The organism is Streptomyces sp. NPDC001450 (assembly GCF_053597295.1).
Genome location: NZ_JBSFHY010000018.1, coordinates 35,786 through 54,115, shown reverse-complemented (window position 1 = coordinate 54,115; position 18,330 = coordinate 35,786). Strand labels below are relative to the sequence as shown.

Here is an 18,330-nt window from a genome sequence, read left to right as displayed (position 1 = left end):
GGGAAAGGACTGGGACGCCGCCCCCCGCTCCCGCCCCATCGGACGGAGGAACCGTGCCCGCCACACCCGCAATCCCCGCGTTCGGCTCGGTCGAGGACGTCACCGAGCGGTTCGCCGCCCACGGCTACATCGCCGACCGGCGCCTCGCCACGACGGTGTTCCTGCAGACCAGGCTCGACAAGCCGCTGCTCCTGGAGGGCCCCGCCGGCGTCGGCAAGACCGAGCTGGCCAAGACACTCGCCGCGGCCACCGGGCGCCGGCTGCTGCGCCTGCAGTGCTACGAGGGCCAGGACGAGAGCCGTGCTCTGTACGAATGGGACTACGGCAAGCAGCTGCTGTACACCCAGATGCTCCGGGACAAGATCGGCGACCTCACGGCCGACGCCCCCGACCTGGCCTCCGCGGTCCTCCGGATCGAGGAGCAGGACAGCGTCTTCTTCTCCGACCGCTTCCTCGCGCCCCGCCCGTTGCTGGACGCCGTGCGCGGCGAGCAGCCGGCGGTCCTGCTGATCGACGAGGTCGACCGGGCGGACGAGGCGCTGGAGGCGGTGCTCCTCGAATGCCTGGCCGAGTACCAGGTGTCGGTGCCGGAGATCGGCACTTACACCGCGAAGGTCCCGCCGTACGTCGTCCTGACCTCCAACAACACCCGTGACCTGTCGGCGGCGCTGAAACGCCGCTGCCTGCATCTCTTCCTCGACTACCCCGACGCCGAGCGTGAGCTGGAGATCGTTCGGGCCAAGGACACCGGGCTGCCGGAGGCCGCCGCCCGCCATCTCGTGGACGTGGTGCGGGGCCTGCGCGAGTTGCCGCTGCGCAAGAGCCCCAGTATCTCCGAGACCGTCGACTGGGCCCGCACCCTCGCCGTACTGGGGGTCGACGAACTCGACCCGGCGATCCTCGCCGACACGGCCAACGTGGTCCTCAAGTACGAGCGGGACCTGAACCGCGCGCTGGACGTGCTACCGCGCCTGGTCGACCCCAACCGCACACTGCCCGAACCCAGCCACCACCACCGGCACCACCACGACGGCCACCCTCACCACGGCGACCACCGTCACGGGCACCACCACAGTCCCGGCCATGGACAGCCGGACGAGGCGGACGAGCCCGACGGGCGCGCGGTACGGGCCGCCATGGACCGGCAGGGCCGGCACGACGAGGGCTACTACGGCGCTCCGGGCGCCGGTCCGGCGCACCGCACCACCCCTGGCGCCGGCCAGGGCGCCCGCTCCTTCGCCGCCATCGCGCGGCGCCGAACCGACTGACACGGGAGGCGTGCATGGAAGCCGGCGTGCACCGATTCGTCCGCGTGCTGCGCCTGTTCGGGTTGCGGGTCTCCGTGTCGGAGGCCATGGACGCCATGCGCGCGGCGGCGCAGCCCGGCGTGGTCGGCCACCGGGAGACGCTGCGCGAGGCCCTGCGCATGACGCTGGTGAAGGACCGGCGCGACCACGCGCTGTTCGACGAGTTGTTCACCGCGTTCTTCTCCCTGTGCCCGGTGGACGGCGACACGGACGGCCACGGCCACAGTCACGCGCACGACGACCTGACCGACACGGGCGAACTGGAGTCGTTCACCGTCTCCGACGAGCCCTCCGAGACCCCCCGGCAGGGGCACAGCCACGGCAAGCCGTCCGACATCCGCGACTTCTTCGACCAGCAGGACCTGGCGCAGCAGTACAACCTGCACCAGGAGGCCAACAAGATCGACCTGGCCTCGATGACGGACGAGATCGTCCTCTCCAGGGACGGTGCGGCCGGCGCGGGTGCCGACAGCCCGTCCGTTCAACTGGAGACCGAGCGGCTGCACGGCGCCGGCATCCCCGGCCGGCTCGCGCCGGCGTCCGGGCAGCCCCTCGACACGGCCCTGACCGTCGCCGGGCAGGACGCTCTCCCCGGCCGGCTCGCCGACGCGGACGGCGACCGCGACGATCCGGAACTCGGCAGGCTGCGGCAACGGTTGGCGGGCCTCATCGACAACCTGCCCGAGCTGCTGAAGCAGCATCTGGACCGGCTGGCCGAACTGCGGTCGGTGGCGGTCGAGTCCGCCCGGATCGCCGAACGCGCCCGCCTCGAAGCGGTCGACGAGGACGAACGCGGCCAACTGGAGGAGGCTCTGCGCCGGGTGGGCCGCTGCGTGCAGGGAGCCCTGACCAGCCGAAAGCGGGAGACGTCCGCCGGGCGCGTGCATCCGGGCCGCACCATGCGCCGCAACATGCGCTACGACGGCGTACCGTTCCGGCCGGTCACGGTCACCCGCGCCGAGGACCGGCCGCGCCTGGTGATCCTCGCGGACGTCTCGCTGTCGGTACGGGCCACGGCACGTTTCACCCTCCACCTGGCGCACGGCCTGCAGTCCCTGTTCGGTCAGGTCCGCAGTTACGCCTTCGTCGACGAACCCACCGAGATCACCGAGCTGTTCGCGGAACACCCGCTGGAGCGGGCGCTGGGGCTGGTGTTCGACGGGCTGCCGGCCGGCGGTCTGCTGGACGTGGACGCGACCTCCGACTACGGCCGGACCTTCGAGACGCTGCTGAGCGAGCACACCCAGGCGCTGGGCCGCCGCACCACACTCCTGGTGCTGGGCGACGGCCGCGGCAACGGCAACCCCCCGCGGACCGAGGCGTTCGCGGAGATCACCCGCCGGATACGCCAGACGATCTGGCTGACCCCCGAGCCGCGCTACTCCTGGGGCCTCGGCGCCTGTGACCTGCCCCGCTACGCCGAGTACTGCGACCGCGTACAGGTGGTCGCCGACCTCGCCGGGCTGGAGCGCACCGCCCTGCGCATGGCGGCGGAGGCGACCGGCCGGTGAACACCGCCGCCCACCGTCAGGGGGAGCCGTCGTCATGAGTGTCCCGAGTCTCCGCATCGCCGTCGCGGCGCGCCGGATCGATCCGCTGGCTCCGAGCCCGCCGGGTGTGTACGCCGATCACCTGGTCCGGGTGGTGCGCGCGAGCCCGTGCGGCGACGGCGGACCACCCCGGCCGGTCGTCCGCACCGAGCACTTCACCCTGCGCCGCCGAGGCCGCCGGGTCGAGCTGAGCCACTCGCTGCGCCCCGAGCAACTGGACAACGACCTGGCGGGGCTGCTGGCGGAGGAGCTGTTCGCTCCTGGCTGGCTGTGCGGCAGTGATGTCTTCGAACGCGTCTTCACGGGGGTGGTGCGCTCTTGTGTGGACGAGCCGCTGCCCGCCTGGAGCACGTTCTACGGCAACACGCTGGCACGCATCCGGGAGTCCTGGCAGGCCCCGGAACCGGCCGACCACTCGTCCATCGCCGGCTTCGCCCCCGTGTACCACCACGCCCTTGACCTGGTCACCCCGGGCACGGTACTGGACCTGGGCTCCTGCTTCGGCTTCCTGCCCCTGCTGTTCGCCGAGGAGCCGGGGTACACGGTGATCGCCTCGGATCTCGCCGGGGGCACCATGCGGCTGCTGGGCGCTGTGGCCCGCATGCGGGGTCTGCGGCTGGACACGCTGGTCTGCGACGCCGCACGGGTGCCGCTGCCAGACCGCTCGGTGGACACCGTCACGGTCATCCACGTGCTGGAGCACCTGGACCCCGGGCACGGCGAGGCCGTCGTACGGGAAGCGCTGCGGCTGGCCAGGCAACGGGTGGTGGTGGCGGTGCCGTACGAGGACGAGCCCACCGCCGCGTACGGACACGTGCGGTGCTTCGACGAGGACCAGCTCGCCGAAACGGGCCGCCGTGCCGGCCACCGGTTCTCCGTCGGTTCCCATCACGGCGGCTGGCTGGTCATCGACCCCGGCTGACAAGGGACACGGGCCCTGCCCCCAGGAGCTGAGCCGCGCCGAACAAGTAAGCACTGCGAAGCACAGGAACGTTTCATGTCCCTGCCGGAAAACGACGCGACGAGCACGCCCACCGGGCCGGCGCGCCGACCTCCCGGCCGAACACGGTCGTGTTGCTGACGCTGGGCACGCTGCGTCCGCCTGCGGCACCCGGGGCGGGCGCGATCGGTCCCGGGGCGCCTCGCCTTTCCCGGTGTCAGATCACGCCCATCTTGCTCGCCTCGTACACGACTTCCGCGCGGCTGCTCGCGTCCATCTTGCGCATGATGTTGCGAACGTGGAACTTCACCGTCGTCTCCGAGATGTACAGCTCGGTCCCGATGTCCCGGTTGCTCAGCCCCCGGGCGAGCAACTTCAGTACGCTCAGCTCGCGTTCGGTGAAGCGGGGCTGCTCGGGCTGCACGCGCATGGCACGGACCATCGCGGCGGCGGCGTGCGAGTCGAAGGCGCTCTCGTTGCGGGCCACGGCACGGATGGAGCGCAGCAGTTCGGTGGTGTCGACGTCCTTGACGACGTAGCCGCGGGCGCCGTGCTGAATCGCCTCCACCACCAGGGAGTCGTCGAGAAAGGTCGTGAGGACCAGCACCGCGAGCCCCGGATGCCGCTCGGTCAGCCGGGCGCACAGGTCCAGTCCCTCGGTGTCGGCCCCGGTGGACAGCTTCAGGTCCAGCAGCACGATCGACGGGTTCGTCCGTTCGACGACGGCGGCAGCCTCGGCGACCGTACTGGCCTCTCCGACCACCTCGAGGTCGTTCTCCCGCTCCAGGATGGAGCGTAGCCCGTGACGGACGATCGCGTGGTCGTCCACCAGGACGATCCGCTGGGCGGCCGTAGGGGCCACCGTCTGGCGCTCAGTCGTCATCGGCTCTCTCCTGGATGTTCCGGCAGCGGCAGCGGGATGTCGATGCGCAGCAGGACGCCTCCCATGCCCGAGCGGCGGATGGACAGTCTGCCGCCCAGTTCCTCCGTCGTGGCGACCATGTTGGCCAGCCCACGGTGACGCCCCGACAGATCTGCGGCCCGGGAGATCCGCAGGGCGCGGCGCAGTTGGGCCGGATCTCCGCCGCCGTCGTCCGACACGGTCAGCACGACGGAGTCGGGCAGATACCGCAGCCGTACCAGCGCACGGCCGGCCCGGCCGTGTGTGGCCGAGTTGAAGAGGGCCTCGCCGGTCAGCCGGAGGAGCGACTGCTCGGCCTCGCCCGGAAGCGGCAGCGGACTGCCGTCCACGCGCACCCGCACGTCGAGGTCCGTGGTCAGATGCACCGTGGACAGCCGTTGGAGCATCACGGGGAGCGGACCCGCCGGCTCCTGCGAGGTGCGGTGCAGCGCGTAGATGGCGGCGCGCAGACGTTCCACCGCCTGCCGGTTGAGGTCCTTGGCCCCGGCCAGCCGCTCGGCGATCTCCTTGGGCCGGCCGCCGAGCGCCTCCAGCTCCGCCCGGCACACCTCGACGGTCATGCCCGCGCTGAGCACGTACTGCGTGACACTGTCGTGCAGTTCTCGTGCGATGCGGCGCCGCTCGTCGTCCAGGGCCTGCCGTTGCAGCGCGTCGAGCAGCCGGGCCTGCGTCTCGGCCAGCTCGGCGTTGCGTGCCGCCAGGTCACGGGCCTGACGCTCGGCCGCCTCGGACAGCTCTTCCGTGCGCCCGCGCAGGGCGGCGGCCGCATGGAAGAGGTACGTGTTGTGCACGGCGACGGCGGCCTGGTTGGCCAGGACCCTGAGGATCGCCAGGTCGGTGTCCGCCACCTCGACGCCGACGCCGGGCTGCGCCGCGATCCCGCCGACCGGTTCGCCGTCCAGGGTCATCGGTGCCCGCACCCACTCCTGTCCGCCGTCCGGCGCTCCGGCCTCCCACGGCCGGGTGCGCAGCACGCGCAGATGTTCACGCACCTCTGCGGGCACGCGGGTCTCATCGTCGATCAGTACGTCGTCGGCGTACAGCAGGAAGCGCGGCCGGGCGGCGCGCAGGGCGCCGTCCGCCACCGCCAGCAGCAGCCAGCGCGCCTGCAGGTGCTCGGCCGCGGCCCGTACGACCGCCTCGACCAGGGCACGTGGCCCCTCCGCCGTCCGCACCAGCGCCCGGGAGATGCCGTCGAGCGCCTCCACGGTGCGCTCCAGCCGCTCGGTGGAGCGTACGTATGCCGGGTAGTAGGAGCGCTTGCCCGACCGCAGGCCCGTGAGCACCCCCAGGTCGGCGGCGCGCGGAGGCCGTTCGGGGAAGCTCACCGGTATCGCCTCACAGTGCCGCGCGGAACAGCGCCTCGACGTCCCGCACGTCGACGTCCCTGGGGTTGGTGGCCATGCAGGCGTCCTTCAGCGTGGTGCGGGCCAGCACGGGCACGTCGGCCTCCGCCACGCCGAGGCAGGCAAGGCCCTTCGGGACGCCGACATCGTCCGCGAGCGCGCGCACCCGGTCAGCGAGCTGTGCGGCGACCTCGTGGGGCGGCACGCCCTCGGTCGGGATCCCCGCAGCCGCGCCGAGCGCGACGAACCGCTGCGGCCATGCCTCGGCGTTGAACCGGATCACGTGCGGCAGCAGCACGCCGTTGACCACGCCGTGCGGGGCGTCCAGCAGGCCGCCGACCTGGTGGCTCATCGCGTGCGTCGCCCCGAGGATCGCGTTCGTGAAGGCCATCCCGGCTTCCAGCGCGGCCTGCGCCATGGCCAGCCGGGCGGCGAAGTCCTTCGGCCGCACCTGGGTGCGTACCAGGTTCCGGGTGATCAGCTCTACCGCGTGGAGTGCGTGGATGTCCGTCAGCGGGTTGTGCGCCCGGGACACGAAGGCCTCGATGGCGTGGGTCAGGGCGTCCAGGCCGGTCGCCGCGTTGAGCCAGTCGGGCATGGTGGTCAGCAGGCGCGGGTCGATCACCGAGATCTCCGGCACCAGGGTACGGCTCACGATGGTGATCTTGGTGTGCTCGGCGGTGTCGGTGATGACGGCGAACTGGGACACGTCCGCCCCGGTCCCCGACGTGGAGGGCACCATCACGGTGGGCGGGATGGGCCGGCCGACCCGGTCCACGCCCTCGTAGTCGAGAATGCGCCCGCCGTTGCTCGACAGGATCGCCACGCCCTTGGCCGCGTCGATGACGGAGCCGCCGCCCACCCCCACGATCACGTCGCAGCCGCTGGCCGCGTACCGCTGGAAGCCGGCGTCGACCTCATGGTCCTTGGGATTGGGCGTCACGTCATGCCACACGACGGGCCGCAGGCCGACCCTGCGCAGATGGCCCACCGCCTCGTCCACCCAGCCCGCCTCGATCAGCCCCGGGTCGGTGACGAGGAACGGCCGACGGCCGCCGAGCCTCAGCGCGCAGTGTCCGAGCTCGGTCAGCGAGCCGGGCCCGAAGACGACCTCGGGCACATGGAACTTGGCCATCCTGGCGGACTGCCGGACAGCCTCGGTGCTCGTCTCCTGCGGCCCCAGGAGCTCGCAGTGGTACTCGTCACGGCTCCAGTCGGCACTCGGATCATCGCCGCTGGTCACCATGGCGCCGGACGTGAGCGACATGTGACCTCCAGGAGGGCGTGAAGTCTGCAACCTGTGCGAAATCTTGATTTCACTGCTTCATTCGCCGATAACACTGTCGTCAAACCGCAGACCAAGCTAGGGGTGCGTAGGCGAAGGCGGCACCTGCCCGTTCGGGTAGGGAAGCCTGCCTGACCGGGCAGGTGCGTTCTGCGCGTTAAGGCGGGATAGTACTTGTTGGCCCCCTATCACGACAGGGAAGCACATGTCACAGCGCAGTGACCTTCGGCGGCGCAGGGCCGCGCTGGAAGGCGAGTGGTCTCGGGCGGTGTCGCTGGTGAAATCCACCGGCTCCGCGCCGGGCACCTGCGAGGCGCTGCGCCATGAGGTGGCCGAGTCCTGGGTGCGCTCCCTGACCAGCGTGGACCCGGACCGGGACAGCGCCCCGGTCACCGACGGCGGCGCGGTCCAGCACCGCTGGTCCGACTCGCTGCTGCGCCGGCCGGTCGACTCCCTCTCCGACGAACTGCGCAGCGTCGCCCACGACGCCGGCTTCGTGGCCGCGGTCACGGACGAGTCGGGAACGATCATGTGGACGTGCGCCGGACAGGACATGCGCCGGCGGGCCGAGCGGGTCAACTTCGCCCCCGGCGGTCGCTGGAACGAGCAGGCCATGGGCACCAACGCCCTGTCCCTGGCGTTGCGCACCGGCCGCCCCAGCACCGTCTTCTCGGCCGAACACCTGGTGGCCGCGCTGCACGGCTGGGTCTGTTACTGCGCGCCGATCCACGGACCCGACGGGAGCGTCCTCGGCGTCCTGGATCTGTCCACCACCTGGGACCGTTCGCACCCGCTGGCCATGTCCACGGTGCGCGGTCTGGCGTCCGCCATCGAGGCCCGGCTCCGCGCCGGCCTGCCCCCTCGGCCCGGGGAGGACGCACCCCAGGTGCGGCTGAGCTGCATGGGCGAGCAGAAGGCCGTACGCGAGGGAGCGCTCCTCGCCCTGCGCCCCCGGCAGCTGGAGATCCTGACCCTCCTCGCGCTGGAACCGGACGGCTTCACGTCGGAGCGGCTGCGCGACGCTCTGTACGGTGACCGGCCCGTGACAGCCTCCACGTTCAAGGCGGAGATCTCGCACCTGCGCCGGGCCCTCGGCGGCGGCATCGCCGCCCGCCGTTACGCGCTCACCGCACCCGTCTCCTGCGACGCCGTCGACGTGCTGCGCGCGCTGGAGCGCGGTGACACGGACACGGCCCTGCGCCTCTACCGGGGCCCGCTGCTCCCCCGCTCCGAGGCTCCCGGCATCGAGGAGTGGCGCACGCGTCTGGAGGTGGCCGTACGGGAGGCGGTCCTGGCGAGCGCCCGCCCGGAGCACGCCCTGCGCTACGGCGAGCGGGCACCGTACGACGCGGAGGTGCACGAGCACGCCCTGCGCCTGATCGGTCCCGGCGACGCCCGCCGGGCGATCGCGGCCGGCCGGTTGACCACGGCCCTGCGCTGACCCGACCGACCGCCCCCGGGCACCGGCACCGCCAACCTTGCGCCAACCTCGCGGGCCCACAGTGATGCGCACCACGACGGCGAGGGCCGTCGTAGCACGCACTCACCATCGCCCACCGAGGAGAGCCGCCATGGTGTACGCGCAGCCGGGAACGGACGGCAGCATCGTCAACTTCGCACCCCGATACGACAACTTCATCGGCGGGCAGTGGGTCGCCCCCGTCGAGGGACAGTACTTCGAGGACGTCTCGCCGGTGACCGGCAAGGCCTTCTGCGAGGTGGCCCGCTCCTCCGCGGCCGATATCGAGCTCGCCCTGGACGCCGCGCACGCCGCGGCCGATGCGTGGGGCCGCACCTCGCCCACGGAGCGCGCCAACATCCTGCTCAAGATCGCGGACCGGATCGAGGAGAACCTCGAGAAGATCGCCGTGGCCGAGACCTGGGACAACGGCAAGCCGGTCCGTGAGACCCTGAACGCGGACCTCCCGCTGGCCGTGGACCACTTCCGTTACTTCGCCGGTGTGCTGCGCTCCCAGGAGGGCAGCATCGCCGAGATCGACGAGGACACCGTCGCTTACCACTTCCACGAGCCGCTGGGTGTGGTCGGCCAGATCATCCCCTGGAACTTCCCCATCCTGATGGCCGCGTGGAAGCTCGCGCCGGCGCTGGCCGCCGGCAACTGCGTGGTGCTCAAGCCGGCGGAGCAGACGCCCGTCAGCATCCTGGTCGTGGTCGAGCTGATCGCGGACCTGCTGCCGCCGGGTGTGCTGAACGTCGTCAACGGGTTCGGCGTGGAGGCGGGCAAGCCGCTCGCGACCAGCCCGCGCATCGCGAAGATCGCGTTCACCGGTGAGACCACCACCGGCCGCCTGATCATGCAGTACGCCAGCGAGAACATCATCCCAGTCACGCTGGAGCTCGGCGGCAAGAGCCCCAACATCTTCCTGCCCGACGTGATGGCCGCCGACGACGACTTCCTGGACAAGGCCGTCGAGGGACTGGTGCTCTTCGCTCTCAACCAGGGCGAGGTGTGTACCTGCCCGTCGCGCGCGCTGATCCACTCCTCGATCTACGACGAGTTCATGGCCCGCTGCATCGAGCGAACCAAGGCCATCGTCAGCGGCGACCCGCTGGACCCGACGACCATGATCGGCGCCCAGGCCAGCAACGACCAGTTCGAGAAGATCCTCTCCTACATCGACATCGGCAAGAAGGAGGGTGCCGAGTTGCTCACCGGCGGCGGCTCGCGCACGGTGGCCGGTCTGGAGGGCGGCTACTACATCGAGCCGACGATCTTCCGCGGCACCAACGACATGCGGATCTTCCAGGAGGAGATCTTCGGTCCGGTCCTGTCGGTCACGACGTACGACTCGGTCGACGAGGCCCTGAAGATCGCCAACGACACGATGTTCGGCCTCGGCGCCGGTGTGTGGACCCGCGACATGCACAACGCCTACCGGCTCGGTCGGGAGATCAAGGCTGGTCGCGTCTGGACCAACTGCTACCACGCCTACCCGGCACACGCGGCCTTCGGCGGCTACAAGAAGTCGGGCATCGGCCGCGAGACCCACAAGATGATGCTCGACCACTACCAGCAGACCAAGAACCTCCTGGTCAGCTACTCGCAGAAGAAGCTCGGATTCTTCTGATGAGAACGCGGGTGCCACGAGTCGGACTGAGCGACGCCGCCGAGGAGCTGGTTCGGCAGCTGACGGCACGGCACGGGCCGGTGATGTTCCACCAGTCCGGCGGCTGTTGCGACGGCAGCGCTCCGATGTGCTACCCGCGCGGCGAATTCCGCGTCGGCGCCGCGGACGTCCTGCTCGGCCATGTCGCCGAGGACACGCCGTTCTGGATGAGCGCCGACCAGTACGCGTACTGGCGGCACACCCACCTCACCGTCGACGTGGTCCCGGGGCGGGGCAGCGGCTTCTCCCTGGAGGCCCCGGAGGGCGTGCGGTTCCTGCTCCGTTCCCGGCTGCTCACCGACGAGGAGTGGGAGCGTGTGGAGGCGGAACCGCCCCTGCCGACCGGGGCCGAGGTGACGGGATGACCTGACGTGCCGACGCGCCAGGCCGTCCGGCAGCCACCGCGACGGCGCAGGCGGTGGTGACGGCGGGGCCGGACATCAGGGCGTCCGGCCCCGCCCCTTCCATCACGGAACGCCATGGCACCCCGTGGCGTCACGACACACCAGAGGGCCGCCGAGCACCGCGTTCCTCCTCAAGTCCGGCTCTGGGAACGGCAATGAGCACCAAGGCTCTTCCCGGCACCACACAGCCGAGCACCGTCTGCGACACCCCCGCCCCGCCGCCGAGGGCGGCACGCCCCAGCCCTTGCTCCGACATCACCCGTGCCCGGACGGAGCCGGCCGCTTCACCAGGCGCTCGGACCCGCACAGCCCACCGCGCCGTCCTGGCACTGCCCGCCGAGGTCTGCTGGGTTCCGGTGGCACGCCGCAGAGCCAGAGCGGCCCTGGCTCTCCGGCGTCTGCCGCCCGCCGACCTGGCAGCCGCCGAACTCGTCATCGGTGAACTTGCCGCCAACGCCGCCGAGCACGGCCACCGCGACAGAGAACCCGGCGTACAGCCCGACTCGTCTGCCCCTTCCTCTTGTTCCTCTTGCGCGAGAGGCGAGGCGGGATGGAAGTCCTGGGCGTCGACGCCTGCGGCAGGCAGGGATGGACAGGGATCAGGCTCACGGACGGCGCGTTCGCGGGCAGCCTGGTGGACGTCCGGCTCGATGCGCTGATCGAGCGTGCCGCCGGGGTAGAGGCGATCGCGGTGGACATGCCGCTGGGCCTGATCGAGAAGGGCTGGCGCGCCGCGGATCTCGGGGCGAGGGCACTGCTGAGGGCACGGCGCAACAGCGTCTTCCTCGTGGCACCGCGACCGGCATGGCGGGAGCTGGACCACGTCGCGGCCGGCGACCGCTGCCATGAGCTCACCGGCCATCGACCGAGCCGGCAAGCGTGGGCGCTCGCTCCGAAACTTCTTGAGGCCCGGGCGTGCTGGCTCGCCGACGAACGCATCCACGAGGTCCACCCCGGGGTGTCCTTCTACGCCCTGGCCGGAGGGGTGCCGCCGGACCACGCCAAGAAGTCGTGGCGTGACCAGAACGCGCGTCGCCAACTGCTGGCCGCAGCCGGGCTCGTGCTGCCGGACGAGCTCGGCGAGGCGGATCGCGTTGGGGATCGCGGGCCGGATTCCCGAGGCGCCCGAACTGGACGCGGAAGGGCGCGCGGTCGAGATCTGGTACTGACCATCCCTTCCAGGGTGGCCGAGTTCGAGCCATGGGCGCGCGCTCAGGCAGGAGGAGCCAGCGGGCGCTCACGTACACCCTTCAGGTGTGCTTCGAAGACCTCCCGTGCGTCCGGGGCCAGCGTCCGCAACGCCACCAGCGCCGTGATCGCCACATCGCACAGTTCGGACTGGACGTCCTCCCACGTGTGGGTGACCCCCTTGCGTGGGTTCTGGCCGGTCGCGCCGATCACCGCCTCGGCCACCTCGCCCACCTCCTCCGACAACTTGAGGATGCGGAGCAGTACGCCCTCCGGGCCGGCGTGCCTTCGAGTCGCCTCCAGGCGGTCCCAGAGTTCGTCGATCGTCGGCCAGAGGGCGGGGGAGATGTCCTGATCGCTCATGTCCCTCAGCCTGGCATGCCCCTCAGCCGGGCATGCCCTGCACGGGCTAGTCCTCGAACAGCACCTCCTGCTCCCCCTCCACCTTCATCCGCACCCGCCGGTTCCGTGCCCCCACCACCACCGCCGTAGCCGCCGCCGTCACCCCCAGCGCCACCGGCACCATCCAACCCCGGTCGAACACGTGGCGGAGAGCGTGGTCCAGGGAGAGGCGGCCCGGGCCCGCGACGGCCAGGCCCGCTGCCGCCAGGCCCAGGGTCGCCGCGTACTCGTAGCCACCCTCCTGGGCGAAGAAGCCGTTGGGCTGGTGGACCGCCGCCGCCCCGGCCATCGCGCCGGCCGCTGCCGCGCCTGCCGCCGGGGTTGCCAGGCCCAACGCCAGCAGGGTGCCGCCGCCCGCCTCCGCCAGGCCCGCCGCCGTCGCGCTCGCCTTTCCGGGTGCGTAGCCGACGGACTCCATGAACTGGCCGGTGCCCTCCAGGCCGTGGCCGCCGAACCAGCCGAACAGCTTCTGTGCTCCGTGTGCGGCCAGCACCCCACCCGTCCCCAGCCGGAGCAGCAGCAGACCCAGATCATGTCGGTCGTAACAGGTCACGGTCGTCACTCCTGTCAGCGCCTGAGAAGTCCCTTGCCACCGTCGCATCCCGCGCACCGACGGGCCCGTCGTGGACGGCGTTCGGGTGGCGGGGCCGGGGGAGCGGTGTGAGTCTGGCGCCATGACGATTCAGCCAGCCAAACTCAGCGATCCGTCCGTCCGGGCCTTCGTCAATGCCGTGAACTCGCACGACCGCGAGGGCTTCATGTCCCTCCTCTCGCCCGGCGCGACGATGGCCGACGACGGCTCCGACCGCGACCTCGCCGAGTGGATCGACCGGGAGATCTTCACCTCCCACGGCCACATGGAGGTCGACAACGAGTCCCGGGGCGGCCGCGACCTCATCGCCCGCTACCGCAACGACACCTGGGGCGAGATGCGCACCAAGTGGCACTTCGAGATCGAGGACGACGGCAGGATCTCCCGGTTCGAGACCGGGGAGGCGTAGTCCCCGGTTCGGGACCGGGCAGGCGTAATCCCGCGTAACCCCCTGTGCAACCGCTTGCCCTCGTGTGCGCTCCAACTCCTAGCGTTCTGCGGCATGGAGACCGCCAGCAGGACACTGGGACGCAGCGGGATCGAAGTGAGTGCCCTCGGATTCGGGTGCTGGGCCATCGGTGGTGAGTGGCAGGCACCCGACGGGCAGCCCCTCGGGTGGGGGAAGGCCGACGACGAGGAGTCGGTGCGGGCCGTCCACCGCGCCCTCGATCTCGGCGTCACCTTCTTCGACACCGCCGATGTCTACGGCACCGGGCACAGTGAAGACATCCTCGGTCGTGCGCTGGGGAAGCGGAGGGACCAAGTCGTCGTTGCCACCAAGTGGGGCAACGTCTTCGACCCGGACACCCGCACCCTCACCGGCGCCGACGACTCCCCGGCCTACGCCCGCCGGGCCCTGACCGCTTCCCTGCGCCGCCTCGGCACCGACCACGTCGACCTCTACCAGTTGCACCTCTCCGACGCCGAGCCGGAGCGAGCCGCTCAACTGCGCGACGCCTGCGAGGAGTTCGTCAAGGAGGGGCTCGTCCGGGCCTATGCCTGGAGCACCGACGACCCCGCCCGCGCCGCCGTCTTCGCCGAAGGGCAGCACTGCGCGGCCGTACAGCACGCGCTCAACGTGCTGCAGGACGCGCCCGACATGCTGGCCCTGTGCGAGCGGCTGGACCTCGCCAGCGTCAACCGCAGCCCGCTCGCGATGGGGCTGCTGACCGGGAAGCGGCACACCTCCCTGGAAGCCGGGGACATCCGGAGCAGGCCGCCCGCCTGGCTCCAGGGGTTCGGTGGCGACGGGTCCGGTGCAGACCCCGAGTGGGTGAGTCGGGTCGACGCCCTGCGGGACATCCTCACCAGTGACGGCCGCACCCCCGCCCAGGGCGCCCTGGCCTGGCTGTGGGCGCGCAGCCCGCGCACCGTGCCGATCCCGGGCTTCCGGACCGTCGCCCAGGCCGAGGAGAACGCCGGCGCGATCGCGAAAGGGCCGCTCACCGCAGAGCAGTTGACCGAGATCGATCGCCTGCTCGGGCGATGAGCGGCTCCAACGACCGGCCCCCCAAGGCCTGCGGAGACGTCAGTAGCCGTAACCCCCGTACTGCTGCTGCGCGTACCGCTCCTGCGTGTACTGCTCCTGCGGATACCCGCCGTACCCCTGCTGCAGTCCCGCGCCCCCGCCCTGCTCGGTGAGAGTGATCTGGCCCGCCCTGATGGTGGCCAGGCGCGGGGCGCGGCGGGCGATGGAGGAGTCGTGGGTGACCATGACGAAGGTCAGCCCGTGCTCCCGCCACAGGCCCTCCAGCAGGGCCATGATGTCGTCGCGGGTGCCTTCGTCGAGGTTGCCGGTGGGCTCGTCGGCCAGCAGCACCTTCGGGTTCTTCACCAGGGCGCGGGCGATGGCGACGCGCTGCTGCTGGCCGCCGGACATCTCGGAGGGCACGTGCGTGAGGCGCTCGCCCAGGCCGACCGAGCGCAGTGCCTCGGCTGCGCGCTCGCGCCGTTCCGCCGGGTTGACGCCCAGCGGGACCAGCGCCGTCTCCACGTTCTCCTGTGCGGTCAGCGTCGGGATGAGGTTGAACGCCTGGAAGATGATGCCGATCTTCTCCGCGCGCAGCCGCGTCAGCTTGGCCTCGCTGATCGTGGCGAGGTCGACGCCGTCCAGTTCGACGCTGCCGGACGAGGGGCGGTCGAGGCCGCCGATCATCTGCAGGAGGGTGGACTTGCCGCCGCCCGTCGGGCCCTGGATGACCAGCTGGTCGCCGTCGGCGATGCCGAGGTCGACGCCGCGCAGCGCCTCCACCGTCTCCTTGCCCCGCGTGTACCGCTTGGTGACGCCGGTGAGTGTGTACATGGGTGCTCCGTGAGTGAACAGAAGGGTGGGTCAGGAGACGCTGCGCAGGGCGTCGGCCGGGCGCATCCGGGAGGCGCGCCAGCCGCCCATGGCGCCGGCGATCAGACCGCCGGCGACGGCGAGGCCGACGGCCAGGGCGATGGTGGTCAGGGAGACGGGCGCGGTCAGCGCGATCTCCAGCGTGTTCTTGGCCGCCTGCCGGCCCGGGCCGCCGCCGGGACCCATGCCACCGCCCATGCCGCCACCGCCGCTGCTGCCCAGCTCCGCCTGCAGTTTCGGGCTGATCGCGGTGACCGTGCAGGCGGCCGCGAGGCCCAGGGCGATGCCGAGGACGCCGCCGATCAGGCCGTTGACCATGGACTCGCCGACCACCTGCCGGGTCACCTTGTGGCTCGGCCAGCCGAGTGCCTTCAGGGTGCCGAACTCCCGCACCCGCCGGGACACGGCCGAGGAGGTGAGCAGCGCGGCCACCAGGAAGGCGGCGACCAGGACGGTGATGGAGAGCCACTTGCCGACGCTGCCGGCCAGGTTCGAGGCCGTGGACAGCGAACCGGAGACGGTGGAGGCCAGGTCTGAGGAGGTGGTGACCGTCGTACCGGAGATGTTGCTCTGGATCGTCTTCTTGACGGTGGAGATCTGCTTGGAGTCGGTCGCCTTGACGTAGATCGTGGTGACCTTGTTCTTGGCGTCACCGAGCGACTGGGCCTGCTTCAGCGGCAGGTAGACGTCGGTGGTGGACTCGCCGCTGTCCGGGGTGGCGATGCCGATGACCGTGTACTTGGTGCCGGAGATCTTGAAGGCCGAGCCGACCTTGTACTTCTTCTCCTTGGCGTACGACTTGCTGACGACCGCCACCTTCGCGTCGGTCTGTGCCGAGGTGAAGGTCTTCCCGGAGGTGATCTTCATGGTGGCCAGCGGGCCGAGGGCCTGGCCGGTGACGTCGACGCCGGCCACCGAGTAACTGTTGACGTTGAAGTTGGCGCCGCCGCCCTGCACCTGAGGCTGCCCGCCTCCACCGCCGCTGCTGCCGCCCGGGGCGCCCTGCTGCTGGGAGCCTGACGACGACGTGGACGACTTCGCCTTGCCCTGGGTGAAGGAGCCGTCGACCTTGGTGACATTCAGGGAGAGGGCGCCCACCGCGCTCGCCACGCCCTTCTGCGCGGCGACCTTCTCGACCAGCGAGGACTTCAGGGCCTGACCGCCCTGCGTCATCACCCGGTCCGAGCTCTGCGAGCTCTTGCTGCTGGACTTGGCGTCGAACCTGAAGTTCGGGCCCTGCGAGCTGCCGGCCTTGGGCGCCGACTGCGCCTTGGTGACCGTCATGTCGGTGCCGAGGCCGTAGAGCGACTTCAGGACCTTGTCCTGCGCCTGCGTCATACCGGCCGACACCGAGTTGACGGTGATGACCAGCGCGATACCGAGCGCCAGACCCATCGCGATGACCAGAGCGGCCTTCTTGCGGCGGCTCAGCTCACGCTTGAGATAGATGCCAAACATCCCGTTCCTCGAAGGTTCTTGGCGCCCGCTGTGGGCGCGACCACAAGCTAGGGAGGAACCTTTGAGGCGTGCTGAGTAAAGGATGTGTCAGAGCTGAGAAAGCAGGATGGGGGTGCAAATTTTCATAAGACAGCAAATTCCTATGCAATGGAGGGCCTCCTGCCAGGAAATGCCTGTTGGGTGCGGTGTACGGTCCCCAGGTGCGTGAATGTTCCCGGCTCAGCCGGCGTGCCGCCCTCGGGCTGACGGCCGCCGCCCTCCCCCTGTCCGTGGCCGCCCCCGCCTCCGCCGCGACCGTGATCGGCGGTGAGCGGCTGGCCCGTACCGGAGTCCAGGTGCGCGGCGCCGGCGGCCTGCCCAAGAAGCTCACCGCCCGCTCGTGGCTGGTCGCCGACGGCGAGAGCGGCGAGGTGCTCGCCTCCTTCAACGCGCACCGGCGCCTGGCGCCCGCGTCCACGCTGAAGATGCTGTTCGCGGACACCGTGCTGAAGAAGTTCGAGCGGACCCAGCGGTACAAGGTCACCGACGCCGACCTCGCCGACATTCCGGCCGGCTCCAGCCTCGTCGGCATCAAGCCCGGCATCACCTACTCCGTCGAGCAGCTGTGGCAGGGCGTGTTCCTGCGCTCCGGCAACGACGCGGTGCACGTGCTCGCCCACATGAACGGCGGCGTGGCCAAGACGGTCGCCGAGATGCAGGCCATGGCCGAGGACCTGCAGGCCCTGGACACCCATGTGGTCAGCCCCGACGGCTTCGACCACAAGGGCCAGCTCTCCTCGGCGTACGACCTCACGCTCTTCGCCCGGCACGGCCTCAAGAACGCCGACTTCCGCGGCTACTGCGGCACCAGGACCGCCGACTTCCCGGCCGGCGGCAAGAAGACCTTCCAGATCCAGAACACCGACCGCCTGCTCACGGGGGCCTGGGGGCTGCACACGTACGACGGTCTGATCGGCGTGAAGAACGGCTACACCAGCCACGCCGGCAACACCTTCACCGGCGCGGCCACCCGGGGCGGCCGCACCCTGCTGGTCACCGTGATGCATCCGGTCGAGGGCAGCAACGCCGTCTACGAGCAGACCGCCGCGCTGCTCGACTGGGGCTTCGGGCCCGGGCGTTCGGCGCAGGCGGTGGGCACGCTCGTCGAACCGATCAGCGAGGGCGGGGCGAGCGCGAGCCCGGCGCCCGCGGGGAAGGCGGCCCGGGCCGCGGCCGGCGCTCCCGGCTCTGCGTCGTCCGGACACCCCTCGTCGTGGCGCCTGTTGGAGGGCGCGGCCGGGACGGCGGTACTGCTGGGAGCGGGTGCGTGGGCGCTGCGGCGGCGCGTGGTGCGAGCCAAGGCGGCGCGGGCCGAGGCTGCTCGGGCCAAGACGGCTCGGGCCGAAGAGACTCGGGCCGGGGTGGAGCCGGAGTCCGGGTCGGGGCCACGGCACCGGCGCTGAGCGACCGGGCGCATCGGGCGCGTAC

Annotated in this window: 17 protein-coding genes and 1 pseudogene; 11 read left to right on the top strand and 7 right to left on the bottom strand. The window is 71.1% G+C overall.

What is annotated here, in order from left to right:
• Positions 1-53 precede the first annotated feature (53 nt).
• Genes ACWC5O_RS21160 through mftM form a run of 3 tightly spaced genes read left to right on the top strand, consistent with a single transcriptional unit; the run spans position 54 to position 3,779 of the window.
• Complete coding sequence (locus tag ACWC5O_RS21160; RefSeq protein WP_450589033.1) at positions 54-1,268, top strand: AAA family ATPase; 1,215 nt, start codon at positions 54-56, stop codon at positions 1,266-1,268.
• Positions 1,269-1,282: 14 nt separating this feature from the next.
• Complete coding sequence (locus tag ACWC5O_RS21155) at positions 1,283-2,818, top strand: VWA domain-containing protein (RefSeq protein ID WP_450781041.1); 1,536 nt, start codon at positions 1,283-1,285, stop codon at positions 2,816-2,818.
• A 34-nt stretch (positions 2,819-2,852) separates the two neighbouring features.
• Positions 2,853-3,779, top strand: coding sequence for a mycofactocin oligosaccharide methyltransferase MftM (mftM, locus tag ACWC5O_RS21150; protein WP_450589036.1), 927 nt, complete (start codon positions 2,853-2,855; stop codon positions 3,777-3,779).
• A gap of 235 nt (positions 3,780-4,014) precedes the next feature.
• On the opposite strand, the gene ACWC5O_RS21145 is transcribed toward mftM, so the two are convergent.
• Genes ACWC5O_RS21145 through ACWC5O_RS21135 form a run of 3 tightly spaced genes read right to left on the bottom strand, consistent with a single transcriptional unit; the run spans position 4,015 to position 7,332 of the window.
• Positions 4,015-4,680, bottom strand: a complete 666-nt coding sequence (locus ACWC5O_RS21145; RefSeq protein WP_450589038.1) for a MadR family response regulator transcription factor — start codon at positions 4,678-4,680, stop codon at positions 4,015-4,017.
• Positions 4,677-6,047 (bottom strand): MadS family sensor histidine kinase, encoded by a 1,371-nt coding sequence (locus ACWC5O_RS21140; RefSeq protein ID WP_450589040.1) that lies wholly within the window; start codon positions 6,045-6,047, stop codon positions 4,677-4,679. Before ACWC5O_RS21140 ends, ACWC5O_RS21145 begins: the two co-directional genes overlap by 4 nt.
• Positions 6,048-6,057: 10 nt before the next feature.
• The gene (locus ACWC5O_RS21135) at positions 6,058-7,332 is read right to left on the bottom strand and encodes an iron-containing alcohol dehydrogenase (RefSeq protein ID WP_450589042.1); all 1,275 of its coding nucleotides are present in this window, start codon (positions 7,330-7,332) and stop codon (positions 6,058-6,060) included.
• Between the two features lie 223 nt (positions 7,333-7,555).
• Between ACWC5O_RS21135 and ACWC5O_RS21130 the strand changes: the two genes are divergently transcribed.
• From ACWC5O_RS21130 to ACWC5O_RS21110, 5 genes and pseudogenes are all read left to right on the top strand, one after another.
• A complete protein-coding gene (locus ACWC5O_RS21130) occupies positions 7,556-8,791 on the top strand; it encodes a GAF domain-containing protein (RefSeq protein WP_450589044.1) in 1,236 nt (411 codons plus the stop codon).
• Positions 8,792-8,921: 130 nt separating this feature from the next.
• Positions 8,922-10,439 (top strand): aldehyde dehydrogenase, encoded by a 1,518-nt coding sequence (gene adh / locus ACWC5O_RS21125; protein ID WP_450589046.1) that lies wholly within the window; start codon positions 8,922-8,924, stop codon positions 10,437-10,439.
• A complete protein-coding gene (locus tag ACWC5O_RS21120) occupies positions 10,439-10,843 on the top strand; it encodes a DUF779 domain-containing protein (protein WP_450589047.1) in 405 nt (134 codons plus the stop codon). The genes adh and ACWC5O_RS21120 overlap by 1 nt, the downstream gene beginning before the upstream one ends.
• Positions 10,844-11,432: 589 nt before the next feature.
• Positions 11,433-11,924 (top strand): annotated as a pseudogene (locus tag ACWC5O_RS21115) (DUF429 domain-containing protein); the annotation flags it as partial.
• The gene (locus tag ACWC5O_RS21110) at positions 11,899-12,051 is read left to right on the top strand and encodes a hypothetical protein (protein ID WP_450589049.1); all 153 of its coding nucleotides are present in this window, start codon (positions 11,899-11,901) and stop codon (positions 12,049-12,051) included. The pseudogene ACWC5O_RS21115 and the gene ACWC5O_RS21110, both read left to right, overlap by 26 nt.
• Before the next feature lie 43 nt (positions 12,052-12,094).
• On the opposite strand, the gene ACWC5O_RS21105 is transcribed toward ACWC5O_RS21110, so the two are convergent.
• On the bottom strand, positions 12,095-12,433 hold the full coding sequence (locus tag ACWC5O_RS21105) for a MazG-like family protein (RefSeq protein ID WP_450589050.1): 339 nt from the start codon (positions 12,431-12,433) through the stop codon (positions 12,095-12,097).
• A 46-nt stretch (positions 12,434-12,479) separates the two neighbouring features.
• Positions 12,480-13,025, bottom strand: coding sequence for a DoxX family membrane protein (locus ACWC5O_RS21100; RefSeq protein WP_450589051.1), 546 nt, complete (start codon positions 13,023-13,025; stop codon positions 12,480-12,482).
• Between the two features lie 121 nt (positions 13,026-13,146).
• Between ACWC5O_RS21100 and ACWC5O_RS21095 the strand changes: the two genes are divergently transcribed.
• Together ACWC5O_RS21095 and ACWC5O_RS21090 are read left to right on the top strand one after the other, a co-directional pair.
• Positions 13,147-13,473 (top strand): nuclear transport factor 2 family protein, encoded by a 327-nt coding sequence (locus ACWC5O_RS21095; RefSeq protein ID WP_450589052.1) that lies wholly within the window; start codon positions 13,147-13,149, stop codon positions 13,471-13,473.
• Positions 13,474-13,566: 93 nt separating this feature from the next.
• Entirely contained in the window at positions 13,567-14,553 is a 987-nt protein-coding gene (locus ACWC5O_RS21090; RefSeq protein WP_450589054.1) for an aldo/keto reductase, read from the top strand.
• A 39-nt stretch (positions 14,554-14,592) separates the two neighbouring features.
• Here ACWC5O_RS21090 and ACWC5O_RS21085 read toward each other — a convergent pair whose 3' ends face one another.
• Both ACWC5O_RS21085 and ACWC5O_RS21080 read right to left on the bottom strand, forming a co-directional pair.
• Positions 14,593-15,366, bottom strand: a complete 774-nt coding sequence (locus ACWC5O_RS21085) for an ABC transporter ATP-binding protein (RefSeq protein WP_450589056.1) — start codon at positions 15,364-15,366, stop codon at positions 14,593-14,595.
• A 30-nt stretch (positions 15,367-15,396) separates the two neighbouring features.
• The gene (locus ACWC5O_RS21080) at positions 15,397-16,863 is read right to left on the bottom strand and encodes an ABC transporter permease (protein ID WP_450589058.1); all 1,467 of its coding nucleotides are present in this window, start codon (positions 16,861-16,863) and stop codon (positions 15,397-15,399) included.
• Between the two features lie 200 nt (positions 16,864-17,063).
• Between ACWC5O_RS21080 and ACWC5O_RS21075 the strand changes: the two genes are divergently transcribed.
• Positions 17,064-18,305 (top strand): D-alanyl-D-alanine carboxypeptidase family protein, encoded by a 1,242-nt coding sequence (locus tag ACWC5O_RS21075; RefSeq protein WP_450589060.1) that lies wholly within the window; start codon positions 17,064-17,066, stop codon positions 18,303-18,305.
• The last annotated feature ends 25 nt before the right edge of the window (positions 18,306-18,330 follow it).